Origin of the sequence: uncultured Maribacter sp. (assembly GCF_947495965.1) — a bacterium.
GTDB lineage: Bacteria > Bacteroidota > Bacteroidia > Flavobacteriales > Flavobacteriaceae > Maribacter_B.
Genome location: NZ_CANMBB010000006.1, coordinates 133,667 through 157,084, shown reverse-complemented (window position 1 = coordinate 157,084; position 23,418 = coordinate 133,667). Strand labels below are relative to the sequence as shown.

Genomic DNA, 23,418 nt, shown 5'->3' with positions numbered 1-23,418 from the left:
ATATGTGCGTGAGTACCATAGCGTTATATATATTCTATTTCTATTTTATCATTTATATATATAATAATTTTATTTTTTATTTGAAAGCCCATATCTTTAAGAGCATCACAATATTCATAAACTTGTTGGTAATATCGTGGGTTTTTCTTTCCAGTTTTGTAATCTATAACCGTTGCTTCTTTATTATTTATGGTTACCCTATCTGGCCTTAATAGTTTTCCTTCTTTTGTAATTATCTCTTTTTCGTTACTAACTATGATATTGCCCTCATAAAAATCTTGTAATTCTGGGTGATTAATTATTTCTTTTAGTTTATTAGTAACTACTTCTACATCTTCGTTATTTATTTCTCCAGCGGTAATAGCTTTATTAACTGCGTTGCTTACATCTTCTTTAGTTTCTATACTGCTTAATATATTATGGTATAGGTTTCCAGTATTAATAGCGTCTTCCCTAGAAGTATCCCAAAGCATGCCAGATGTTGTAATTATATTAAAACTTGGCCGGTCTTTTTCGGTATATATATAAGGTATACTGTTTAATGTATTTATAGTATCTATTTCTTTATTATCTGGCAGTTTACCAAAATTATACTCCAAGGTATCAAGGTTCCAAAGATTTTTTTGATTTAAGTAATCTATAAACATTCCAGAATAGGATGTTTTTTTATAACTACCATCTTTATTAAGGTCTTTCTTAGTAAATATATATAAGGCTTTAACTGCTCTGGTTAGTGCTACATAAAGAACATTAAAAGCATCTAGCTCTAACTTATGTTCTTCATCATTATATAGTTGCTCTGCAGTAGTATTATAATGAATAACTTCTTGTTTTTTACTAATTAATAGTTCTTTAAAATTCTCAGATGTTTTTAGTGTGTTTGGTAACCAAAGCTTGGGGTCTATTTCTTCATTAAAATTAGTGGTTGCAAAAGGGAAAATAACAATATTAAACTCTAAACCTTTAGATTTATGAACTGTCATTATTTGTACAGCATTCATTGTTTCGGGAGCACTAATACTAAGAGAATCTTCTTTTTTAGTCCAATAGTTTAAAAAAGTTTGCAGATCTGCACTATTTTGTTGTTCTACTTCTAACACAACATCTAAAAAATAGTTTATGTAAGCATCAGAACTCTCCACTAATTTAAATTGTTTAATGGCATACTCTACGGTATCATAAACAGAGGATTGTTCTATTAGAGATGTGTTGTAATTAAAATTCTTTTTAAATAGTTCTTGTATCCTTTTTATATTGGATGCAATATAATTGTGTTTATTTTTTTTGTTCTGAGATAAAAAGTGAAGTAATAAATAGTTGTTTTCTAAATCATCTGGTTGTAAACTATATTTTAAGAGGGATATTAAGAAAAGAACTTTTGGACTATTTTTAAGAAGTAAGCTTTCTGAAGATACTATTGGAATTTTATGTTGCATTAAAAAATCAGCAATTAAAATACCATGTTTTTTCTTTCTGGTAATTATACAAATATCATTATAATTATAGCCTTCTTTTTTTACGCTATGTATTGTGTCTAGTACTTTTTCACAGTAATTTTCATCTTCACTATTTTCTTCTTCTAAAAAGGTAAGAGAAACTAAACCTCCTTTTTTGGTATTACTACCTTGTTTATTTCCCTGGACAAACAAGTCTTTATAGGAGGTGTTATTTAAAAAAGGACTAGTAGTTGTAAAAAAAGAATTATTAAACTGTATTATCTCTTCATAACTACGATAATTATTAGGGAGGCTGTTAATGTTTGCAGGTATAACAAAAGGATTTGCTTTATTATTTGCTAGGTTTAAAAATTGTTCTGCTTTTCCTCCTCGCCATCTATATATTGCTTGTTTAGCATCACCAACTAAAAATAAGGAGCCAGTTTTCCCAGATAAATCTTCACTTTCTAAAGCATTACTCATTAATGGTGTTAAGTTATTCCATTGCATCTCAGAAGTATCTTGAAATTCATCTACAAAATAATGTCTATATTTTTCTCCTAACCTTTCATAGATAAAAGGAGCAGGTTGGTTTTTTATTTCATTAGAAATTATTGTATTAAATTCAGATATAGATAACTGGTCTTTTTCTTTTTGTATGTTTTTTACTTCTTGCTGTATAGCATTTAAAACTGTTAAGGGGACTAAATTTTTATATGCATTTTTATAAAAAGCTCTGGAGTATAAAAGCTTTTTTATAGCGGTGTAGCATTCTAATATTTGCTTAGAAAACTCTTCTGTAGGTTTAGAAATAGTTTTTTTTACTATTTCGTTATCTATTAAATTTTGTTCTAACTTATTATTATATAGTTTGCTAGGTTCAAATATATCTTCTTCAATTTTTTTAAAATGATTAGGAAGAGTTGCTCTTGGAAAATCACTGAACTCAAATCCCGATTCTTGTATTAAAAGCAAGGTGTTTTTTGCTACATCTTTAACATCAGTCTCTATTTTAGAAATTTCTTGTACTAAATCTTTCTTTAGTTTTAAAAAATCATCTAAACTTTTTGATTTAAGCGCATCTAAATGTTTTGCTTGATTTTCATTAAAAAGTAGTTTCCCTATTTTGTTTAAATCTATAGCAATATCCCAACTTTTATCCTCATCTATCTTTTCAATTGCAAAATCTAAAAGTACTTTGGTGAGCTTTTTATTAGAACCAGCCTTGTTTATTAAAGAAGACACGGCTTCATCTAATAATAGAGAAGTGTCTAAAACAACTTCAAAATTTTGGGGCAATTTTAAATCTTTGGCAAAAGTACGTATAAGTCTGTGTGTAAATTTATCTATGGTAGAAATATCAAAAAAGGCGTAATTATGTAGAATATTTTTTAAAATTTTTTTACTCTTTTCTTGTAACGCATTAGCATCTATATTTAACTCTTTTGTAATATCTATAAACATAGCCGATGCCTCCTTTATAGATTTAGTTTTACTAAACTCAAATAAACTTTGAACAATACGCTGTTTCATTTCATTTACAGCTTTATTTGTAAATGTTATAGCAAGTATTTGTTTAAAAGAATGTGTTGATGATAGTATGGTTTTTATGTATTCTTTAGAAAGTACATAGGTTTTTCCGGAACCTGCGGAGGCATTATATATTTTATAAGAAGCTTCTTGCAATGTGTTTTATATGCAAAGTACAAAATTATGTATAGTTCTTAACAAAGAATTAATTGAATGTGACACTTAAAAACAGTAAATTTGATATAGGAAATTAATTAATAAAAATATAGAAATTATGGCTTTTGAACTACCAAAACTACCTTACGCTTATGATGCGTTAGAACCACATATTGATGCAAGAACTATGGAAATACACCATACTAAGCATCATAACGGTTACACAACTAAATTAAATGGTGCTATTGAGGGTACTGCTTTAGAAGGAAAATCTATTGATGATATTCTTGCAACTTTAGATATGTCTAATGGAGCTGTAAGAAATAATGGAGGTGGTTTTTATAACCATTCTTTATTTTGGGAAATACTTTCTCCTAACGGGGGTGGTGAGCCTAAAGGAGAATTAGCTAATGCTATAACTTCTGCTTTTGGTTCTTTTGAAGAGTTTAAAAATAAATTTAGTAGTGCAGCTGGAACAAGATTTGGTTCTGGTTGGGCATGGCTTTGTGTACATAAAGGAGGTAAAGTAGAAGTTTGTTCTACACCAAACCAAGACAACCCATTAATGCCAGAAACTGGTTGTGGTGGTTTTCCTATTTTAGGTTTAGATGTATGGGAACACGCATACTACCTAAATTACCAAAATAGAAGACCAGATTACGTTAATGCATTTTTTAATGTAATTAATTGGGATAAAGTTTCTGCTTTATATGAAGCAAATAAATAAGATACTTATATAGGTAACACTATAGTAATCAAATTAAAAGCCGCCTTGTTTTTGTAAACAAGGCGGCTTTTTTTATAATAGAAAAGGGCGGAGAAGTCTCCACCCTTTTCGTCCCAAATCTTACCATAAACTTAACCTACTTATGCTATGGCGAAACTAAATTACTGGTATTGTGGGACATAAAAAAGTAATTTTAACAAATTTTTTTTAGCGGAACACTACAAAATGAAAGATTTATCTTGTTAAATGTCTGGTTTTCAGCAATAAAAAAGGCAGAGCATTGCTCTACCTTTTTTCCCCAAATCTTACCATGAACTTAACCTACTTATGCTATGGTTCTCCAAAAGTACTGTAAAGGCGTATAGTTAAAAAAGGAATTAGACAAAGCAACCATATCTTTAGTTAAAGGGTTAGAATGATGCTTTTAGGGACTTATTTCTATAGTTTTTAGGGGTAAAGAGTTACTAGGAAGTTAGGAATAGTATAAAAAATAAAAGACGAAGCATTGCTCCGTCTTTTCCCCAAATCTTACCATGAACTTAACCTACTTATGCTATGGTTCTCCAAAAGTACTGTAAAGGCGTATAGTTAAAAAAGGAATTAGACAAAGCAACCATATCTTTAGTTAAAGGGTTAGAATGATGCTTTTAGGGACTTATTTCTATAGTTTTTAGGGGTAAAGAATTACTAGGAAGTTAGAAATAGTGTAAAAAATAAAAGACGGAGCATTGCTCCGTCTTTTCCCCAAATCTTACCATGAACTTAACCTACTTATGCTATGGTTCTCCAAAAGTACTGTAAAGGCGTATAGTTAAAAAAGGAATTAGACAAAGCAACCATATCTTTAGTTAAAGGGTTAGAATGATGCTTTTAGCGACTTATTTCTATAGTTTTTAGAGGAAGGAATTACTAGGAATTAGAAATAATATAAAAAATAAAAAAGACGAAGCATTGCTCCGTCTTTACCCCAAATCTTACCATGAACTTAACCTACTTATGCTATGGCATATCTAAAATAGTCTTGTGTGCTACCTTAGAGACTATATTGCCGTTGAAAAGTATGTTTTATCGATGAAATACACTATTGCGTGCATTTCATCGATAAAACCTTTAATAAGCTCTTTCGTTTTTTCCTTCGTAGAAGTTAATAAAAGCTCTGTTAACTACTCTGTTACCTCCAGGGGTAGGATAATTACCAGTAAAATACCAATCTCCTAAGTTTTTTGGGCATGCTTGATGCAAGCTCTCTATAGTTTGGTAAATTATTTCTACATCAGCTTTTATTTCTGGAGGACTAAGAAGTTCTCCAATTTTCTTAGATATTTCTAAAGCAGTAAAAGGTGCGTAAAATTCTTTTACATAATTTATTACATCTTTATCTTCTGACGTTATTTGCAACTTACACTTGTTATAAATGTCTTCTACAACATTCATAGTGTTATTATCTTTATGTAATTCTAAGGCGGCTCTAAAAGCAATAAAATCTTCCAATTTAGCCATGTCTATACCATAACAATCTGGATATCGTATTTGCGGAGCAGAAGAAACAACTACTATTTTTCCAGGGTTTAAACGATCTAGAATTCGTAAAATACTTTTTCTAAGAGTTGTTCCTCTTACAATACTATCATCTATAATTACAAGGTTGTCTCCTTTTTTTACAGATCCGTAAGATATGTCATAAACATGTGCAACCAAATCATCTCTACTACTATCTTGGGTAATAAAGGTTCTTAGCTTGGCATCTTTAATTGCAACTTTTTCTATTCTAGGCCTTACTTTTAAAATTTCATGTAATTCATCACTTGTAATTCCACTACCTAAAGCTAATATTTGTTCTTCTTTCTTTTTATTTAGATAATTTTGCGCCTCTTTAACCATACCAAAGAAAGAAGTTTCTGCGGTATTAGGAATGTATGAAAATACAGAGTTCTTAATATCGTTATTAATAGATTTTAAGATTTGCGGGAATAATAGTTTTCCTAACTCTTTTCTCTCCTGGTATATTTCTTTATCGCTACCTCTAGAAAAATATATACGTTCAAAGGAACAAGCTTTTCTTTCGGTAGGTTCTAAAATTGGTTTTATTGCAGAATCACCACTTTTCTTTATTATTAATGCATGTCCAGGGTCTATTTCTTGTACAGACTCATAAGGAACATTAAATACCGTTTGTATTACGGGTCTTTCAGATGCTACAACTACAACTTCATCATCCTTATAATAATAAGCAGGTCTTATTCCTCCTGGATCTCTAAGAACAAAGGCGTCTCCATGGCCTAATAAACCTGCCATTGCATAGCCTCCATCAAAATTCTTTGCAGCTCTTTTTAAAATTTTAGAAACTTTTAAACGTTCTGCAATTAAAGGAGAAGCCTCTCTTTTAGTATAACCTTCTTTTTTTACCTGTTTGTATATTTTGGCAACAGCATCATCTAAAAAATGACCAATTTTTTCCATGACAGTAACAGTATCTGCCATTTCTTTAGGGTGTTGTCCAATATGAACAAGATTGTCAAAAAGTTCATTAACATTAGTCATGTTAAAGTTACCAGCAACAATTAAGTTACGGTGCATCCAGTTGTTTTGTCTTAAAAAAGGATGAACACTTTCTATACTGTTTTTACCAAAAGTACCATAACGTACATGCCCTAATAATAACTCTCCTATATAAGGTATATTCTTTTTTTGTAACGCAACATCCTCTAAATACTCAGGATGTTCTTTAAAAGCGGTATTTATTCTTTGGTTTATTTGCGCAAAAATATCTTGTATGGGCTGTTGTTCTGCAGAACGAACTCTACTCATATAGCGCTCTCCAGGTTCCATGTCTAATTTAATACTTGCCAAACCAGCACCATCTTGACCGCGATTGTGCTGTTTTTCCATCATTAAATACATTTTATTTACACCATAAAAAGCGGTACCGTATTTTTCTTTATAATATTCTAGGGGTTTTAGTAATCGTATTACAGAAATTCCACATTCGTGTTTAATGGCGTCACTCATTACGTTATTTTAGTATTAAAAAAGCCCCAAAAGATGGGGCGTTAAATTATGTTAGTTTAATATCAAATTGTGTTAATGTCTTAAATTGGTGAAGTCTTTTGTTTACTTCTTCTCGTTTTAAATCTTCCATTCTAGCAGTTCCAAATTTTTCTACAGAAAAGGATGCAAGGTTAGACCCGTGTATTACAGCATTTTTTAAGTTAGAAAAACTAATGTTATTAGTAGATGCTAAGTAGCCAGTAAAACCACCAGCAAAAGTATCTCCTGCTCCGGTTGGGTCAAAAACTTCTTCTAAAGGCAAGGCTGGAGCAAAGAAAATTTCATCATTATGAAATAATAAAGCACCATGTTCTCCTTTTTTAATAACTACATATTTAGGACCCATTTTATGAATAGCTGTAGCAGCTTTAACCAAAGAGTATTCATTAGTTAACTGTCTTGCCTCTTCATCATTTATTGTAATAACATCAATCTCTTTTATAACTTCTTTTAAATCGTCAAGAGCATTATCCATCCAAAAATTCATAGTATCTAATACTATAAGGTCTGGTTTTTTTGTCATTTGCTTAATAACACTCATTTGTACGCTAGGGTGTAAATTTCCAAGCATTACAACATTTGCATCTTTAAAACTTTCAGGAACTACAGGGTTAAAATCTGCTAGAACATTTAATTCTGTTGTAATTGTATCTCTAGAATTAAGGTCATTATGGTATTTGCCTTCCCAGAAAAAGGTTTTACCACCTTTTACAATTTCTAGAGCAGTTAAATCTATATTTTTACTTTTAAGTAAATCTATATGTTCTTGTGGAAAATCTTCACCTACAATAGAAACTATAGCAGATTCTACATCAAATTGAGATGCCGCTAGCCCAATAAAAGTGGCAGCTCCTCCCAAAATCTTATCTGTTTTCCCAAATGGAGTTTCTATAGCATCAAAAGCTACGGTACCAACAATTAATAATTTACCCATTGTACTAAAAAAATTAAGCCACAAATATAAGGCTTTGAAAAGGGAAAAAAGGAACCGCTTAATCAAAAAAATAAAATTTCATCGATCCATAAGAATTTTCGTCGAAAAATAGGACAGGACTACTATTTGCGTCCAAAATCTGCAGGAATTTCTCCCCAGGCTTTGGTTTCCCATTTTACTATAGTTGTAGTGTAAGAATTAGCTTGTAGCCAAGCAACAGCTCTATCCACTAAAACAAAGAGTTCTTTGTTTTTATCGTTTTGTGCTAATTTGGTATTGCACTTTTTTTTGCGAACCCAGCTCATAGCAGTTCTAGAGTCTGTATAAAGTATGCGATCGCTGTTGTGTTTTTTTAAATAAGCTAAACCATGTACAAGTGCTAAAAACTCTCCAATATTATTGGTTCCTTGTTTAAATGGCCCTTGATGAAAGAGTCTTTTTCCTGATTTAGAATCTACCCCTTGGTATTCCATAATACCAGGATTTCCGCTAGAGGCAGCATCTACAGCAATAGAGTTATAGTTTGGTAAACCATATTTTGCAAGTTCTTCTTTAGATAAAGTTGCTTTTTTGGTTTTTTGACCTTTATAATCGTTATAACTACCATTATATGCGGTTTGTGCAGTAGCTAAAGACTCAAAAGATTTGTATTGCGCTCCTTTATAACCAGTAATAGCAGCTTTACATTCTTTCCAAGAGGTGTAAATTCCGGGTTTTAAACCTTGCCAAACCACATAAAATTTTTTCTTTCCGGCCATTATGCTTCTAAAAGTAGTTTCTCTATTACTTTAGGAAAAAACTCATATTCTAGTTTATGAACTTTAGAAGCTATTTCTTCTATAGAATCTGATGGGCTTAAAAGAACTTTTTCTTGATGAATTATTGCCCCTTCGTCATAATTTTCGTTCACAAAATGGATTGTAATGCCCGTTTCTGGCTCATTATTTTCTTTTACGGCTGCATGAACATTATTTCCGTACATACCTTTACCTCCGTATTTTGGAAGTAGAGCAGGATGTATATTTACTATTTTATTTGGGAAATTTGTAATCAAGTTTAATGGTATTTTCCATAAAAAACCAGCCAAAACAATTAGGTCTGGTTTATGAGATTCTATAATTTTTAAAACACAATCTGTTTTCGTAAAAGCGTTTCTGTTAAAATATAAACAATTGATTTTTAATCTATTACATCTGTCAATGACTTTGGCATCTCTTTTGTTAGTAAGTACACAGGCAATAGTAACGTTAACGTTATTCTGAAAATACTGTACTATGTTTTCAACATTAGAACCAGAACCAGAAGCAAATAAAACAATATTTTTCATTAGATAAAATAACGTTACTTTAATATAAATTTATAGGGCTAAAATACCACACTTGTATTTAATTTTCTTAAATTACACTACATTTTAACGACAAATTGTGTTATTAAACCATAAGTTTTTTATTTTTGCCATCAATTTAAATTTTTAAAACCAATATTATTATGTCAGACATTGCATCAAGAGTAAAAGCTATCATCGTTGATAAATTAGGAGTTGATGAAAACGAAGTGGTAACGGAAGCTAGCTTTACTAATGACTTAGGAGCAGATTCACTAGATACTGTTGAGTTGATTATGGAGTTCGAAAAAGAATTCGATATTCAAATCCCTGATGATCAAGCTGAAAATATCGCAACAGTTGGCCAGGCCATAAGCTATATAGAAGAAGCGAAGTAATCTTATGATTTCTTAAAAAGTTTTTAAATTATCCATGCGGTAAATATGCTGCATGGATATTTTTTTTTAAATTTCAGTTTATTAAGTATTAACAAACACCAGGTTTAATGCAATTAAAAAGAGTTGTAGTTACTGGATTGGGTGCTTTAACACCTATAGGTAATAATATAGAGGAATATTGGAATGCTTTAATCGAAGGTAAAAGTGGGTCTGCCCCAGTTACTTATTACGATACAGAAAAGTTTAAAACCAAATTTGCATGTGAGTTAAAAGGGTATGACCCTTTAGATTATTTTGATAGAAAAGAAGCACGTAAATTAGATAGATTTGCGCAATATGCTTTAATTTCTTCAGATGAAGCAATTTTAGACGCTGGTCTAGATTTAGATAAACTAGATAAATTTAGAGTAGGTGTTATTTGGGGAGCTGGTATTGGTGGTTTAGAAACTTTCCAGAATGAGGTAATGAATTTTGCTGAAGGAGATGGTACCCCAAGATTTAATCCTTTCTTTATTCCAAAAATGATTGCAGATATTGCCCCAGGCAATATATCTATAAAGCATGGCTTTATGGGAGCAAATTACACAACTGTTTCTGCTTGTGCATCTTCTGCTAATGCTATGATAGATGCCATGAATAATATACGTTTAGGATACTCGGATGTTATTGTAACAGGAGGTAGTGAAGCTGCTGTAACTATTGCAGGTATGGGCGGTTTTGGTGCTATGCACGCTCTATCTAAAAGAAATGAAAGCCCAGAAACAGCATCAAGACCTTTTGATGCTACCAGAGATGGTTTTGTTTTAGGAGAAGGAGCAGGAGCTCTTATCCTTGAAGAATACGAACATGCAAAAGCAAGAGGCGCAAAAATATACGCAGAAGTATTAGGTGGCGGTTTATCTAACGACGCTTACCACATGACAGCACCACACCCAGATGGTATAGGGGTTGTTCGTGTAATGCAAAATTGTTTGCAAGATGCAGGTTTAAAACCAGAAGACGTAGATGCTATTAATACACACGGAACATCAACACCATTAGGAGATGTTGCAGAATTAAAAGCAATTTCTAAAGTTTTTGGAGAACATGCTGAAAAAATAAATATTAACTCTACAAAATCTATGACAGGGCATTTATTAGGTGCTGCAGGAGCTATAGAAGCAATTGCATCTATCCTAGCAATGAAACATAGTATTGTTCCACCAACAATAAACCATACTACTGTAGATGAGAATATAGACCCTAAATTAAATTTAACATTAAACAAAGCTCAAAAGAGAGAGGTTAATGTTGCATTGAGTAATACCTTTGGATTTGGAGGTCATAATGCATGTGTTATTTTTAAAAAAATAAGCTAAGACTGCATGAGTTTCCCATACAATATATTTAATTCCCATTCTAAAGAGGATGGGGATTTTTTATTGGGAATAAAAACAATATTAGGTTTTAAGCCTAAAAATCTTCAGATATATAGAAAAGCCTTTTTACACAGATCTGTAAACTTAAAAGATGCAGATGGAATCCCTATGAACTATGAAAGACTAGAATTTCTTGGAGATTCTATGTTAGGCACCATTATTTCTAAATACTTATATAATGAAGTTCCAGAAGGAGATGAAGGCTATCTTACAAAAATGAGATCTAAAATAGTGAGTAGAGAGCACCTTAATGAACTAGGAAAAGATTTAGAATTAATAAATTTTGTAGAAAGTAGAATTCCTAAAACTCATTTTGGAGATAATATACATGGTAATGTTTTTGAAGCTCTAGTAGGAGCCATTTATCTAGATCGCGGATATAAATACTGCGAAACTTTTATAACTAAAAAAGTTATAAACCCTTATGTAGATATAGAACAATTAGAAGGAAAAGTAATAAGTTATAAAAGCCTTGTAATTGAGTGGTGTCAAAAACAAAAAAAGTCATTTAAGTATAATGTCTATGAAGATACAGGTAATGACGAATTAAAACACTTTGCCGTAAAATTATCTATAGATAATACTATTGTAGCAAAAGCAAGAGCAACTTCTAAGAAAAAAGCCGAAGAAAGAGCTTCAAAAAGAGCCTATTTTGCACTACAAAACAAAATGAATCACTCTTAGATTAATTTTTTTTTACATACTACAACGATATAGTTACAATTTCACAATTTTATTGTAATTTCTTAACTAGGCAGATTGCTAATTAATCCTATATTTGCTTTTTATGGCCTATGGTTGCAGTACATAAAATTACGGAAGATTTTTATGAAGATAGTTTCATATTAATTGCTTTGCATAGCAGTTTGCCAGATTATGCTCTAACATATGCTATAAATAGTTCTTTAAAAGCAGCCTTTAAAAGATCAAAAAAAGATTTAGATTTATCTAATATTATTTCTTTTCCTTTTTTTGAGTGGGAGGATGAAATTAATGATAGATATTGGACATTAATTACAAATTCTAGCAGAAATAAAGAAAATGTAATTACTGCAGATTTGTTTAAAGACGAAATAACTTTTACGAGGCATTATTTAATACCTGAACATAAGGAAATAGATTATTTTCTTAAAATTGAAGAGGAAGATGCACATATGGTAGAAGATATTTTAAAAGCACTAACAACCATACCAAAAATAATTACAGCATATAAAATAGATGCTGAAAACTTAAAATCTAAGAACAACTTAATATTTTAACCATGTCAAGACAAAAGAAAACAAAAATAGTAGCAACCTTAGGTCCAGCAACAAGCAAAAAAGAAGTCTTAAGAGACATGATTAATACTGGAGTAGATGTCTTTAGAATAAATTTTTCTCACGCAGATTATGAAGATGTTACGGAGCGTGTTAAAATGATTAGAGAGCTAAATGATGAATTAGGTTCTAACGTTTCTATACTAGGAGATTTACAAGGCCCTAAGTTACGAGTAGGTGTAATGGCAGGAGAAGTAGTAGTTTCTCCTGGAGATGAAATTACATTTGTAACTGGAGAAGCTTTTGAAGGTAGCGCTGAACGTGTGTATATGAATTATGCAAAATTTCCAGAAGACGTAAAAGCAGGAGAACGCATTTTATTAGATGATGGAAAATTAATGTTCGAAGTAGTTTCTACAAATAAAAAAGACGAAGTAAAAGCTAAAGTAATACAAGGAGGTCCTTTAAAATCTAAAAAAGGAGTAAACTTACCTAACACTAATATTTCTTTACCAGCCTTAACAGAAAAGGATGTTAAAGATGCCATATTTGCTATTTCATTGCAAGTAGATTGGATCGCACTTTCTTTTGTGCGTTTTAGCCAAGATTTAATTGATCTTCAAAAGATAATAAAAGAGCATTCTGAGCATAAAATTCCAATTATTGCTAAAATAGAAAAACCTGAGGCAGTTGAAAATATAGATAAAATAGTTTCGTATTGTGATGGTTTAATGGTAGCAAGAGGAGATTTAGGAGTAGAAGTCCCAGCACATGAGGTTCCACTTATTCAAAAGCAATTAGTACTACGCGCTAAAAGAGCAAGAATACCAGTAATTATAGCAACCCAAATGATGGAAACTATGATTACAAGCCTTACACCAACAAGAGCAGAAGTTAATGATGTTGCCAACTCTGTAATGGATGGCGCAGATGCGGTAATGTTATCTGGAGAAACATCTGTTGGTAATTACCCAGTTCAGGTAATAGATAAAATGGCTAGTATTTTAGAAAGTGTAGAAGGATCAGACCTTATTAAAGTACCACAAGAGCCACCACATATTAAAACAAAAAGATACATTACAAAATCAGTTTGTTACCATGCATCTTTAATGGCAAATGAAATTAAAGCAAAAGCTATATCTACTTTAACAAATAGTGGTTATACTGCTTTTCAAATTTCTGCTTGGAGACCAAGTGCGCATATTTTAGTTTTTACATCAAACAAAAGAATACTAACACAGCTAAATTTACTTTGGGGTGTAAAAGCATTCTTTTATGATCGTTATGTTTCTACAGATGAAACTATAGAAGATGTAAATAAAATTGCTTGCCAGAAAGGATTTTTAGAAGAAGGCGATATGCTAATTAGCCTTGCTGCAATGCCAATAAAAGATAAAGGGATGGTAAATACATTAAGAGTTACAGAAATAGAGTCTTGTAATTTTTAATATTATATACACAATTTCTAAGCCCAAATATACTAAGTGTGTTTGGGCTTTTTCTTTTCTAGTAACGTAGTAAGCTTTTTCTTTTTTTAAAGACTAAAAACATATAAAAAAGAAAATAAAAGTATGAAGTTTGAATTTTATGATCAAAAGTTAGGTTCAATTTTTGGATTAACAGATGATATTAAAAAAGATGCGCAAAGTTTTACAATAACTTCTGGGACTATTAATTTTTTATGGAATAGAAATGCTGAAAATTTAGAAATTTTAGTAGATGGTACACCATTAGTTTTAAAACCTAACCAAATAGCAACTACTACTTATTTACAGCATATTTCATATAAAAACACCCAATTACCTTTAACTTCTTTTTTATTTAATAGAGAGTTTTACTGTATCTCGGACCATGATCAAGAAGTTTCTTGTAACGGTATTTTATTTTTTGGTACACAGGATTTACCTATAATAACAATCCCAAAAGAACAAGAGCGTAAGTTTAATACATTATATGAAATTTTTGAAGATGAGTTTGCTACTCCAGATAAAATTCAAGGAGACATGCTACAAATGCTTTTAAAAAGGTTAATAATTATTTCTACAAGACTAGCTAAAGAACAGCTTATTGTAAAAAAATTAGATAACGACCAGATAGATGTTATTCGTAAATTTAATGTTTTGGTAGATACGCACTATAAAACCAAAAGAAAAGTTAGTGAATATGCAGAACTACTTTTTAAAAGCCCAAAAACACTATCTAATTTATTTGCATTATACAATCAAAAATCACCGCAGCAAATTATTTTAGAACGTGTAGCTTTAGAAGCAAAGAGATTAATAAACTTCACAGACAAGCAAAACCAAGAAATAGCATATGAGTTAGGCTTTAATGATCCGGCTCATTTTAGCAGTTTTTTTAAAAAAATGACATCACTTTCTCCTTCTAAATACCGTGAAACAAACGGAATTCTACAATAAAGGAAATTTATACAAGCAGTCGGGAAATAGGTACTAACAAAAAGGCTCCTTACTATCGCATCTTTGTAGTGTAATTAAAAAACAATACAAGATGAAACATATACATAAGTCTATTTTTAACCTTATTGAAATTTTTGGAAATACTAATAGAGTAGAAGCTAAAAGTATTAATCTAGAAAGTCATTGCGCTCAAAAACAACATCATGATTTTTATTGTGATGCAGAGAAACCATTTATATCCTTATAAAATTTAATAGTAATAATAGATTTCCGTTTTCACGGAAATAAAATAAAAAACAATTGTATGAGTAATTTTAATGTACCAAAAAGAGAAGAAGTAAGTGCTGCTAACCAAGCAATTTTTGACAACTTAGAAAAAGCAGTTGGCTTTGTACCTAACCTGTATGCAACGTATGCACATTCAGAAAATGCATTAGGAAACTATTTAGCATTATCTAGCGCAAAAACATCTTTATCTGCAAAAGAAAAAGAGGTGGTTAATTTAGCAGTAAGTCAAGTTAATAACTGTACCTATTGTCTTGCGGCACACACAGCAATAGGAAAAATGAATGGCTTTAACGACGCTCAAATTTTAGAATTAAGAGCTGGTAAAGCTTCTTTTGACACTAAATTAAATGCATTAGCTGCATTAGCTAAAAATGTGACAGAAAATCGTGGAGCAACAAGTAGTGCTGTAGTAGAAAACTTTTTAAATGCAGGATGGACAAAAGAAAACCTTGTAGACACAATTGTATTGGTTGGGGATAAAACAATATCTAACTATTTACATAAAACAACAGATGTTCCTGTAGATTTTCCAGAAGCACAACCATTAGAAACAATAGAAGCATAATTAACATAAATAATAAATTTTAAAATTAAAAACGATGAAAAAATTAGTAGTATTAGTAGCATTAGTATTAGGAGTATCATTTTCGGCAAGTGCCCAAGATAAAATGATGAAAAAAGCGCAAAAAACCATTTCTTTAGAGCAAACTTCAGGAGAATTTACACAAAAACAGATTACAGTTTCTCCAGGAACTTATGTTTTTGAAATTGCAAATAATGCAGTGGGTCATGATGTTGGTTTTGTTTTAGTACAAAAAGGAAAAGATATTAGTAAGCCAGAAAACCATATTCAAACTGCTTATGTTACAGAGGCAGTTGCAACTGGTAAAACGCAAAAATCTAAAGCTACTAAATTAGCAAAAGGGGAGTATGTTTATTTTTGTCCATTAAACCCAACAGCAACAGATAATATTTTAATAGTAAAATAATAGGTTAGTGTTTTGTTAATAAACCCTTGGTATGTTATGCATGTCAAGGGTTTATTTTTTCTAAAAATCAAAACGTAGTTGTATATCTATGGTTTTCTTTTTGGGTTTGTTTTTATCTTCTGTATTTAAGTTTGCTAGAGAAATACCTAAAAGCCTTACAGAGTTTTCTAATTTTTCTTGATACAATAACTCTTTAGCAGTTTCTAGAATTAAATCTTTTTTTGCAATAAAATAAGGAAGAGTTTTACTTCTGGTTTGTAAACTAAAATCGCTATACTTTATTTTTAGAGTAATTGTTTTTCCTGCTACTTTGGCTCTGGTTAAACGTTTCTCTAGTTCTGTAGCAATACTAACTAGGCGTTCTAACATAAAAATTTCGCTACTTAAATTTTCACTAAAAGTACGTTCTGCACCTAAAGATTTTGGTATTCTATGCGGTTTAACCTCGCTTGTATGAATACCCCGTACTACATGGTAATAATAAGCGCCACTTTTACCAAAATTTGTTTCTAAAAACTCTTTAGATTTTGCCTTTAAATCTTTTCCAGTAAAAATACCTAAAGCATACATTTTTTGAGTGGTTACTTTACCCACACCATAAAATTTTCTAATCTCTAAATCTTCTAAAAATTGTATAACCTCCTCTGGGTTTACTGTTTTTTGACCATTAGGTTTGTTATAATCACTTGCTACTTTTGCAATAAATTTATTAATAGAAATTCCTGCAGATGCTGCTAATCCAAGTTCATCATAAATACGCTGTCTAATTTCTTTAGCAATTAAAGATGCCGATGGATTTCCTTTTTTATTGGTAGTAACATCTAAATAGGCTTCATCTAGAGAAAGAGGCTCTACTAAATCTGTGTAATCAAAAAATATAGCTCTAATCTTCTGTGAAATTTCTTTATAGCGTTGAAATCTTGGTTTTACAAAAGTAAGTTGCGGACAATTTTTTTTTGCCAGAAAGCCACTCATTGCACTTCGAACACCATATTTTCTGGCTTCATAATTTGCAGCAGAGACTACACCTCTAATTTCATTTCCGCCAACGGCCAATGGTTTCCCTTTTAAACTTGGGTTGTCTAATTCCTCTACGGAAGCATAAAATGCATCCATATCTACATGAATTATTTTTCGTAAAGGAAAATTAGATAGCATAAACAAATGTAAACTTTATATACATTTACAAAAAGTAAAATAGGTTTATAAATGATAGAAATAGAACGTAAATTTTTAGTTGTTTCTGATGCTTATAAAACACAAGCAAATACAAAAATTCGTATTGTTCAGGGGTTTTTAAATACAAATCCTGAACGTACCGTACGGGTTCGTATTAAAGGAAGTCAAGGTTTTATTACAGTAAAAGGGAAAGGTAATGCCTCCGGAGTGTCTAGGTTTGAGTGGGAAAAAGAAATACCTGTGGTAGAAGCCGAACAGTTATTAAAAATTGCAGAACCTGGTAGTATTGATAAGGTTAGATATGAGGTAAAAGTAGGAAAACATATTTTTGAAATAGATGAATTTTTTGGGGATAATAAAGGTTTAGTTGTTGCAGAAGTAGAATTATCTGCAGAAAATGAAATTTTTGAAAAACCTGATTGGCTAGGTATAGAGGTTTCAGGAATTACAAAATATTATAATTCGCAATTAAGTAAAAACCCATTCACAAAGTGGTAGCTTATACCCTTAAGATGCTAAAATTCCTTTGGTTCCAAGTAGAGGAATATTTATAGTATTTTGTTCAGAAACCGTTCCTTTTTTAAACAGATATTTTTTTTCATATAATACCCCATTTTCGTAAAAAGTAACAAAAAACTCGTTGTTTAGTTTAAGAACTTCATCTTGTACAAATTCTAATTTTGCAAAAGATTTTGGTTCTAAACCTTCCATACTATGCCTTAATGGTGAGGTTTTAGTTTCGCCATCATATCCTTTAGAGACCACAAAAACAAGTTCAATAGCTGTTTCCTTATTGTTTAGAATATAGGCATTCCATTCTTTAGCTTTAAAATCAGTATTATACTCATATATTAAAGCAACATGAACGTCTGTAACAATAGGTATTTTAATATCTTTTTTCAAAAGTTGGGTGTTAAAGAGCACTTCTAAACTGCTCTAAGAAACGAACATCATTTTCACTTAATAAACGTATATCTGTAATTTGGTATAATAGCATTGCTATACGGTCTATACCAACACCAAAAGCAAAACCAGAATATTCATTAGCATCAATACCACAGTTCTTTAAAACATTTGGATCTACCATACCACAGCCGCCTATTTCTAACCAACCTGTACCCTTAGTTATCCTATAATCAGCTTCGGTTTCTAATCCCCAGTATACATCAACTTCTGCACTAGGCTCTGTAAAAGGGAAATAAGATGGACGTAACCTTATTTTAGATTTTCCAAAAAGTTCAGTTGTAAAAAATTGTAGTGTTTGTTTTAAATCGGCAAAAGATACATTCTTGTCTATATACAAACCTTCTATTTGATGAAAAAAGCAGTGCGATCGTGCTGATATAGCTTCATTTCTGTATACTCTTCCTGGAGATATAGTACGTATTGGAGGCTTGTTGTTTTCCATATAACGCACTTGTACAGATGAGGTATGTGTACGTAATAATATATCTGGATTAGTTTGTACAAAGAAGGTATCCTGCATATCTCTTGCAGGGTGGTATTCCGGTAAATTTAATGCGGTAAAGTTATGCCAGTCGTCTTCAATCTCTGGACCTTCAGAAACATTAAAACCTATTCTAGAAAAAATGTCTATGATTTGATTTTTTACTATAGATATAGGATGCCGAGCACCTATTTTTGTTGCTTCACCAGGGCGTGTTAAATCGCCATATATTCCAGTTTCTTCTGCTGTATTGTCTAAAGCACTTTTTAAAGTGCTAACTTTTTCCTCAGCTGTTTTTTTAAGCTGGTTTATAGTTTGTCCAAATTCCTTTTTTTGTTCATTAGGAACATTTTTAAACTCTGCGAAAAAATCGTTTAACAACCCTTTTTTACCTAAATATTTTATACGAAAACTTTCTACAGCTTCTTTAGAATCTGCAGTAAATTTTTCTACTTCGGCAATATGCTCCTTAATCTTATCAATCATAACAATAAACTAGCTTACAAATTTAAAACATTTAGAGCAGTAGCAATACGTTTTTCATCAAATATGCTACTGCTCTAATAAATAATTTAGTAAATATTACTCTTTTACATTCTCTTTAATCCAAGCTAAACATTCTTTAAATGTTTTAAAAACATGCTCTCTTGGGACAAGGTCAGGAATAATATCTACACGTTCCATCATATGTTTGGGTTGTTCAAGAACATCAATAAATAATACATTTATATTAGATTTTACAAGATCTATAAGAACATCTTCCATAGCGTATACTCCAGATTGATCTATATATTGGGTTCTTCCAAGGCGAATAATTACCGTAGAAGCAGTTTCTGGTATTTGGTTAGCTAGTTCCTGAAACTCGCTTGTAGAGCCAAAAAACAAAGGTCCATTTAGGTGCTTTATAATAACTTTTTCCTGTAAATTAATTGGTAAGCCTATTTCATCTGACCATGCTTTTTCTTTGGATAAGGCTTTAATATTCGATTTTTTGGCGGTAAGATCCCCAATTTTTTTCATAAACATTAAAGATGCTATAATAAGACCAATACCAACCGCATAGACTAAATTCCAAATAGAAGAAAGTACCATTACTAAAAGCATAATCAGTACTTCAGAACTTAATTTAATAGGTCCTATTTTAATATCTTTAGGTAAGGTAGATATAGCTTTTAGGCCTTTATAATCCATAACGCCTATACCTACGGTAATTAGGATACCGGCTAAAACTGCAGCAGGTATTTGCGAGGCAACGGTACTTAATGCTAACATTACAATTAACAATAATACACCGGCAATCATTCCAGATAATTTTGTTTTACCACCAGAGTTAATATTTACAACAGTCCTAATAGTAGCTCCAGCTCCTGGAATACCACCAAAAATAGCAGCAATACTATTTCCTATACCTTGCCCAATTAATTCTTTATTAGGTTTGTGTTTAGTTTTAGTCATATTGTCTGCTACAACAGAAGTTAAAAGCGAGTCTATAGACCCTAGTAGCGCTAAAGTAAGTGCAGTAAAAATATAGGGGGTTATGGCGCTAATTTTAAATTCGGTTAGTATTTCTATATTTGGCACTGGAAAACCTTGAGGAATTTCTTCTATTGGTATATATGGTAGTCCAAAACCATATGCTACGCCGGATACAAGAACCAAAGCAACTAATGTGCTTGGAATGGCTGTTGTTATTTTCTTAAAACCAAATATGATAATAATTGTAGCTATTGCTAAACCTAGTTCTAACCAGTTAATTTTTTGCAAAGCTCTAGATAGTACTTTGAAAGTTCCTAAAACTCCTTTGGCTTCAGAACCAGCTAAGGTTTTTGCCTCTCTTAGAATATCGTTAGGGGTTATTTTTTTTGCTCTTTTAATGGTTTCTTCAAAATTTTCTAAGACTAGAATACCCTCTCCTGCTTCTTCCTTTAAAATATTATCTAAAATAATTTCTTCTGCTTTTGGTTTAAAAGTATTTACATAGTCTACATCTTCTTTTGGATAATAACCAATGGCAGGAAGAATTTGCGTTATTAATATAATAATACCTATGGCAGTCATAAAGCCAGAAACTACGGGGTATGGTATATATTTTATGTATTTACCAATACGCAAAACTCCTAGAATAACTTGAAATATTCCTGCGAGTAGAAATACAGAAAGAATTGCTGGCATAGCTACAGAAACATCACCATCGTTAACAGCAATTATTTGTGCAATTACAACCATACTAACTGCTGTCATTGGAGCAGTTGGACCAGATATTTGTGTGCTAGTTCCTCCAAAAAGAGCTGCAAAAAAGCTTATAAATATAGCACCATATAAACCAGCGCTAGGACCTAGGCCAGAAGATACACCAAAAGCAAGAGCTAATGGTAATGCTACTATTCCTGAAGTAATGCCACCGAAAAGGTCTCCTTTTATGTTAGAGAATAAATTTTTCATATAAAGGTCAAATTTATAGGTAATTATAGATTGTAAATTTAGTTAGGGGAATGTTTTATATCAAAAAATAAAGTATTTTATTTTTTGGGTATAAAGTTTTGTATAACATACAAAAAGAGCCTTGGTTTATACCAAGACTCTTTTTAGGTACTATTTATAGTAATAATGATTAATAAAAATCTACACTACCTGTAGAAATATTATACATGGCACCCACAATTTTTATTTCATTGTTATTTTCCATTTCAGCTAATACGGGACTTTTAGTACGAATATTATCTATTGTTAGTTCTACGTTTTTTGCTGCTACATTATTTACAAAATCTATATTTTTAGAATTTCTTAAGTTACTATCTGTAGGTTCTTTTACTGCATTTACTGCGGGTTTAATTTTATCTAACAGAATAGTTAAATTACCTAATTCTGCCCCATCACAAGCTCCTTTTACAGCACCACACGCCGTATGGCCTAAAACGACAATTACTTTTGTCCCGGCTAATTTACATGCAAATTCAATGCTACCAAGAATGTCTTCATTTACAATATTACCAGCAACACGTGCGCTAAAGATATCTCCTACACCTTGATCAAATATAAGTTCTGCAGATACTCTAGAGTCAATACAACTTAAAATTGTGGCAAAAGGATATTGACCGCTTGCAGTATCTTTCATTTGGTCTAAAAGATCTCTGTTTGCATTATTGCTTGCTATAAATCTAGCATTACCTTCTTTAAGAAGTTCAATAGCTGTATTTGGGGTAATGGCTGCTTGTGTTTCTTTTGTATGTGCTTTCATATTTTTTTATGTAGTTTTTGGTGTTAACTTAAAAAATTCTATAAAACTTGGAGGGTTTTCTGCAACACCTCTTTCAGAAATTATTTTAATATTAATACTTCTTTCTTTTGCTTTAAAGGCAAAGTCGTCTAATATTTCAATTATATCATTATCTAAATATCTGGTTTTTCTAACATCTAATTCTAAATAGGTGTTTTCTGGTAAACTATCTAGCTCTTTTAAGATAGCTCCTTTGTTAAAAAAAGTAACTTCTTCAGCAAGCGTCATTTTAATTTTACCATCATCAACATCTTCACCTTCTTTATGTAAGAAGTGAGAGTTTTGAAAGTTTTTAAGTAGAATAATAAAAATACCTACTCCTAAACCTAAGCCAATACCCAATAATAAATCTCCAGTAATAACCATTGGTAATACCGTTGCCATAAATGGTACAAACTGTTTCCAACCTAGTTTGTACATATTTACAAAAGTAGATGGCTTTGCTAATTTAAAACCAACTATGAATAATACCGCTGCAAGCACAGCTAAAGGTATTTGATTAAGTAATGTAGGAATTAAAAGAACAGATACAATTAATAAGAATCCGTGAATAATTGCAGATAATTTAGTTCTTCCTCCAGATTGTATGTTAGCTGAACTACGTACAATTACCTGAGTTATTGGTAAACCTCCTATTAAACCAGAAACAATGTTTCCTGTACCTTGAGCAAATAATTCTTTGTTTGTTGGGGTTACATTTTTATGCGGGTCTAACTTATCTGTGGCTTCTACACATAGTAAAGTTTCTAATGAAGCAACTAAAGCTATAGTAAATGCAGTAATCCAAACTTCAGTATTTCCTATTGCTGAAAAATTTGGAAAAGTTATTTGCTCTTTAATATCTTGTATGCTTCCTGGTACTTTTACAAGTTGCTCTAAGGTTAATTCTAAAGAGCCTCCTTGAGTTACTACATAAAAAATAATACCAAAAACAACAGCTACTAATGGCCCTTGTACCAATTGAAATATTTTTCCTTTTTTAGAAAGTACGTTAGACCATAAAAGCAATATTCCTAATGAAATTATACCAACTACGGTTGCACCAATACTTATGTTACCACTTATTAGGGCATTGATAGCTTTTAAAAGTCCAGATATTAAATTATCCCATTCTACTTGTAGAAAATCAAAATTTCCTTTAGGATTTTTACCCATTCCAAAAAAATAAGGAATTTGTTTTAGAATAATAATTATTCCAATACCAGTAAGCATTCCTTTAATTACGGAGGAAGGAAAAAAGTATCCAATAATACCTAGTCGTAATACGCCAAATAGAATTTGAATAGCTCCACCAAGTACTACAGCTACTAAGAAGTTTTCATAGCCTAAAGAAGTAATTGCCACTAAAACAATTGCGGCTAAACCTGCAGCAGGACCACTTACTCCAATATGAGACCCACTTATAGCACCAACAACAATACCTCCCACAATACCAGCAATTAAACCAGAAAAAAGTGGTGCTCCACTAGCTAAAGCAATACCTAAACATAATGGTAAAGCAACGAAAAATACAACGATACTTGCGGGAATATCGCTTTTAATATGTTTAAACATAAAATAAATTGATTATGTCCTAATTAGATTTTTTAGG

At 31.3% G+C, this 23,418-nt stretch carries 22 protein-coding genes; 11 read left to right on the top strand and 11 right to left on the bottom strand.

Features of this window, described 5'->3' with window-relative positions; genetic code table 11:
* Positions 1 to 23 precede the first annotated feature (23 nt).
* Positions 24 to 3,122, bottom strand: a complete 3,099-nt coding sequence (locus Q0820_RS12795; RefSeq protein ID WP_298488038.1) for an exodeoxyribonuclease V subunit beta — start codon at positions 3,120 to 3,122, stop codon at positions 24 to 26.
* Between the two features lie 118 nt (positions 3,123 to 3,240).
* On the opposite strand from Q0820_RS12795, the gene Q0820_RS12790 reads away from it, so the two are divergent.
* Positions 3,241 to 3,849 (top strand): superoxide dismutase, encoded by a 609-nt coding sequence (locus Q0820_RS12790; RefSeq protein ID WP_298488037.1) that lies wholly within the window; start codon positions 3,241 to 3,243, stop codon positions 3,847 to 3,849.
* 1,110 nt (positions 3,850 to 4,959) lie between these two features.
* Here the strand turns inward: Q0820_RS12790 and Q0820_RS12785 are convergent.
* From Q0820_RS12785 to purN, 4 genes are all read right to left on the bottom strand, one after another.
* The gene (locus Q0820_RS12785; protein ID WP_298488036.1) at positions 4,960 to 6,858 is read right to left on the bottom strand and encodes an amidophosphoribosyltransferase; all 1,899 of its coding nucleotides are present in this window, start codon (positions 6,856 to 6,858) and stop codon (positions 4,960 to 4,962) included.
* Positions 6,859 to 6,904: 46 nt separating this feature from the next.
* Positions 6,905 to 7,831, bottom strand: coding sequence for a PfkB family carbohydrate kinase (locus Q0820_RS12780; RefSeq protein WP_298488035.1), 927 nt, complete (start codon positions 7,829 to 7,831; stop codon positions 6,905 to 6,907).
* Between the two features lie 122 nt (positions 7,832 to 7,953).
* On the bottom strand, positions 7,954 to 8,589 hold the full coding sequence (locus tag Q0820_RS12775; protein WP_298488034.1) for a ribonuclease H family protein: 636 nt from the start codon (positions 8,587 to 8,589) through the stop codon (positions 7,954 to 7,956).
* Positions 8,589 to 9,158, bottom strand: coding sequence for a phosphoribosylglycinamide formyltransferase (gene purN, locus Q0820_RS12770; RefSeq protein WP_298488033.1), 570 nt, complete (start codon positions 9,156 to 9,158; stop codon positions 8,589 to 8,591). Before purN ends, Q0820_RS12775 begins: the two co-directional genes overlap by 1 nt.
* A gap of 161 nt (positions 9,159 to 9,319) precedes the next feature.
* Here purN and Q0820_RS12765 point away from each other — a divergent pair, with 161 nt between their 5' ends.
* The 9 genes from Q0820_RS12765 to Q0820_RS12725 all read left to right on the top strand — a co-directional run bounded on the left by Q0820_RS12765 (position 9,320) and on the right by Q0820_RS12725 (position 15,924).
* On the top strand, positions 9,320 to 9,553 hold the full coding sequence (locus tag Q0820_RS12765) for an acyl carrier protein (protein WP_008269813.1): 234 nt from the start codon (positions 9,320 to 9,322) through the stop codon (positions 9,551 to 9,553).
* 107 nt (positions 9,554 to 9,660) lie between these two features.
* Positions 9,661 to 10,911 carry a beta-ketoacyl-ACP synthase II gene (fabF, locus tag Q0820_RS12760; protein WP_298488032.1) on the top strand — a complete coding sequence of 417 codons (1,251 nt, stop codon included), beginning with the start codon at positions 9,661 to 9,663 and terminating at the stop codon, positions 10,909 to 10,911.
* Between the two features lie 6 nt (positions 10,912 to 10,917).
* The gene (gene rnc, locus Q0820_RS12755) at positions 10,918 to 11,655 is read left to right on the top strand and encodes a ribonuclease III (RefSeq protein ID WP_298488031.1); all 738 of its coding nucleotides are present in this window, start codon (positions 10,918 to 10,920) and stop codon (positions 11,653 to 11,655) included.
* Positions 11,656 to 11,765: 110 nt separating this feature from the next.
* A complete protein-coding gene (locus Q0820_RS12750; RefSeq protein ID WP_298488030.1) occupies positions 11,766 to 12,230 on the top strand; it encodes an IPExxxVDY family protein in 465 nt (154 codons plus the stop codon).
* 2 nt (positions 12,231 to 12,232) lie between these two features.
* Positions 12,233 to 13,675, top strand: a complete 1,443-nt coding sequence (pyk, locus tag Q0820_RS12745) for a pyruvate kinase (protein WP_298488029.1) — start codon at positions 12,233 to 12,235, stop codon at positions 13,673 to 13,675.
* Positions 13,676 to 13,798: 123 nt separating this feature from the next.
* Positions 13,799 to 14,647: a helix-turn-helix domain-containing protein gene (locus Q0820_RS12740; RefSeq protein WP_298488028.1), complete on the top strand. Its 849-nt coding sequence runs from the start codon at positions 13,799 to 13,801 to the stop codon at positions 14,645 to 14,647.
* Between the two features lie 91 nt (positions 14,648 to 14,738).
* Positions 14,739 to 14,894, top strand: a complete 156-nt coding sequence (locus Q0820_RS12735) for a hypothetical protein (RefSeq protein WP_298488027.1) — start codon at positions 14,739 to 14,741, stop codon at positions 14,892 to 14,894.
* Between the two features lie 57 nt (positions 14,895 to 14,951).
* Positions 14,952 to 15,500 (top strand): carboxymuconolactone decarboxylase family protein, encoded by a 549-nt coding sequence (locus Q0820_RS12730; RefSeq protein ID WP_298488026.1) that lies wholly within the window; start codon positions 14,952 to 14,954, stop codon positions 15,498 to 15,500.
* Positions 15,501 to 15,534: 34 nt separating this feature from the next.
* Positions 15,535 to 15,924 (top strand): cupredoxin domain-containing protein, encoded by a 390-nt coding sequence (locus Q0820_RS12725; protein ID WP_298488025.1) that lies wholly within the window; start codon positions 15,535 to 15,537, stop codon positions 15,922 to 15,924.
* 60 nt (positions 15,925 to 15,984) lie between these two features.
* Here Q0820_RS12725 and dinB read toward each other — a convergent pair whose 3' ends face one another.
* Complete coding sequence (gene dinB / locus Q0820_RS12720; protein ID WP_298488024.1) at positions 15,985 to 17,082, bottom strand: DNA polymerase IV; 1,098 nt, start codon at positions 17,080 to 17,082, stop codon at positions 15,985 to 15,987.
* A gap of 51 nt (positions 17,083 to 17,133) precedes the next feature.
* Here dinB and Q0820_RS12715 point away from each other — a divergent pair, with 51 nt between their 5' ends.
* Entirely contained in the window at positions 17,134 to 17,601 is a 468-nt protein-coding gene (locus Q0820_RS12715; protein WP_298488023.1) for a CYTH domain-containing protein, read from the top strand.
* Between the two features lie 9 nt (positions 17,602 to 17,610).
* On the opposite strand, the gene Q0820_RS12710 is transcribed toward Q0820_RS12715, so the two are convergent.
* The 5 genes from Q0820_RS12710 to Q0820_RS12690 all read right to left on the bottom strand — a co-directional run bounded on the left by Q0820_RS12710 (position 17,611) and on the right by Q0820_RS12690 (position 23,381).
* Positions 17,611 to 18,006: a hypothetical protein gene (locus Q0820_RS12710; RefSeq protein WP_298488022.1), complete on the bottom strand. Its 396-nt coding sequence runs from the start codon at positions 18,004 to 18,006 to the stop codon at positions 17,611 to 17,613.
* 10 nt (positions 18,007 to 18,016) lie between these two features.
* On the bottom strand, positions 18,017 to 19,036 hold the full coding sequence (gene pheS, locus Q0820_RS12705; RefSeq protein WP_298488021.1) for a phenylalanine--tRNA ligase subunit alpha: 1,020 nt from the start codon (positions 19,034 to 19,036) through the stop codon (positions 18,017 to 18,019).
* 96 nt (positions 19,037 to 19,132) lie between these two features.
* A complete protein-coding gene (locus tag Q0820_RS12700; protein WP_298488020.1) occupies positions 19,133 to 20,992 on the bottom strand; it encodes a SulP family inorganic anion transporter in 1,860 nt (619 codons plus the stop codon).
* A 169-nt stretch (positions 20,993 to 21,161) separates the two neighbouring features.
* Complete coding sequence (locus Q0820_RS12695; protein WP_298488019.1) at positions 21,162 to 21,788, bottom strand: carbonic anhydrase family protein; 627 nt, start codon at positions 21,786 to 21,788, stop codon at positions 21,162 to 21,164.
* Between the two features lie 6 nt (positions 21,789 to 21,794).
* Entirely contained in the window at positions 21,795 to 23,381 is a 1,587-nt protein-coding gene (locus Q0820_RS12690) for a SulP family inorganic anion transporter (protein ID WP_298488018.1), read from the bottom strand.
* Positions 23,382 to 23,418 lie beyond the last annotated feature (37 nt).

What these genes read in the sequence shown, in the direction of transcription:
- dinB (WP_298488024.1), bottom strand. Translation starts at nt 17,082, where the DNA reads ATGCTATCTAATTTTCCTTTACGAAAAATAATTCATGTAGATATGGAT.
- purN (WP_298488033.1), bottom strand. Translation starts at nt 9,158, where the DNA reads ATGAAAAATATTGTTTTATTTGCTTCTGGTTCTGGTTCTAATGTTGAA.
- Q0820_RS12775 (WP_298488034.1), bottom strand. Translation starts at nt 8,589, where the DNA reads ATGGCCGGAAAGAAAAAATTTTATGTGGTTTGGCAAGGTTTAAAACCC.
- Q0820_RS12725 (WP_298488025.1), top strand. Translation starts at nt 15,535, where the DNA reads ATGAAAAAATTAGTAGTATTAGTAGCATTAGTATTAGGAGTATCATTT.
- Q0820_RS12790 (WP_298488037.1), top strand. Translation starts at nt 3,241, where the DNA reads ATGGCTTTTGAACTACCAAAACTACCTTACGCTTATGATGCGTTAGAA.
- Q0820_RS12735 (WP_298488027.1), top strand. Translation starts at nt 14,739, where the DNA reads ATGAAACATATACATAAGTCTATTTTTAACCTTATTGAAATTTTTGGA.
- Q0820_RS12780 (WP_298488035.1), bottom strand. Translation starts at nt 7,831, where the DNA reads ATGGGTAAATTATTAATTGTTGGTACCGTAGCTTTTGATGCTATAGAA.
- Q0820_RS12785 (WP_298488036.1), bottom strand. Translation starts at nt 6,858, where the DNA reads ATGAGTGACGCCATTAAACACGAATGTGGAATTTCTGTAATACGATTA.
- Q0820_RS12740 (WP_298488028.1), top strand. Translation starts at nt 13,799, where the DNA reads ATGAAGTTTGAATTTTATGATCAAAAGTTAGGTTCAATTTTTGGATTA.
- Q0820_RS12695 (WP_298488019.1), bottom strand. Translation starts at nt 21,788, where the DNA reads ATGAAAGCACATACAAAAGAAACACAAGCAGCCATTACCCCAAATACA.
- Q0820_RS12690 (WP_298488018.1), bottom strand. Translation starts at nt 23,381, where the DNA reads ATGTTTAAACATATTAAAAGCGATATTCCCGCAAGTATCGTTGTATTT.
- Q0820_RS12730 (WP_298488026.1), top strand. Translation starts at nt 14,952, where the DNA reads ATGAGTAATTTTAATGTACCAAAAAGAGAAGAAGTAAGTGCTGCTAAC.
- pyk (WP_298488029.1), top strand. Translation starts at nt 12,233, where the DNA reads ATGTCAAGACAAAAGAAAACAAAAATAGTAGCAACCTTAGGTCCAGCA.
- fabF (WP_298488032.1), top strand. Translation starts at nt 9,661, where the DNA reads ATGCAATTAAAAAGAGTTGTAGTTACTGGATTGGGTGCTTTAACACCT.
- Q0820_RS12750 (WP_298488030.1), top strand. Translation starts at nt 11,766, where the DNA reads ATGGTTGCAGTACATAAAATTACGGAAGATTTTTATGAAGATAGTTTC.
- rnc (WP_298488031.1), top strand. Translation starts at nt 10,918, where the DNA reads ATGAGTTTCCCATACAATATATTTAATTCCCATTCTAAAGAGGATGGG.
- Q0820_RS12715 (WP_298488023.1), top strand. Translation starts at nt 17,134, where the DNA reads ATGATAGAAATAGAACGTAAATTTTTAGTTGTTTCTGATGCTTATAAA.
- pheS (WP_298488021.1), bottom strand. Translation starts at nt 19,036, where the DNA reads ATGATTGATAAGATTAAGGAGCATATTGCCGAAGTAGAAAAATTTACT.
- Q0820_RS12765 (WP_008269813.1), top strand. Translation starts at nt 9,320, where the DNA reads ATGTCAGACATTGCATCAAGAGTAAAAGCTATCATCGTTGATAAATTA.
- Q0820_RS12700 (WP_298488020.1), bottom strand. Translation starts at nt 20,992, where the DNA reads ATGAAAAATTTATTCTCTAACATAAAAGGAGACCTTTTCGGTGGCATT.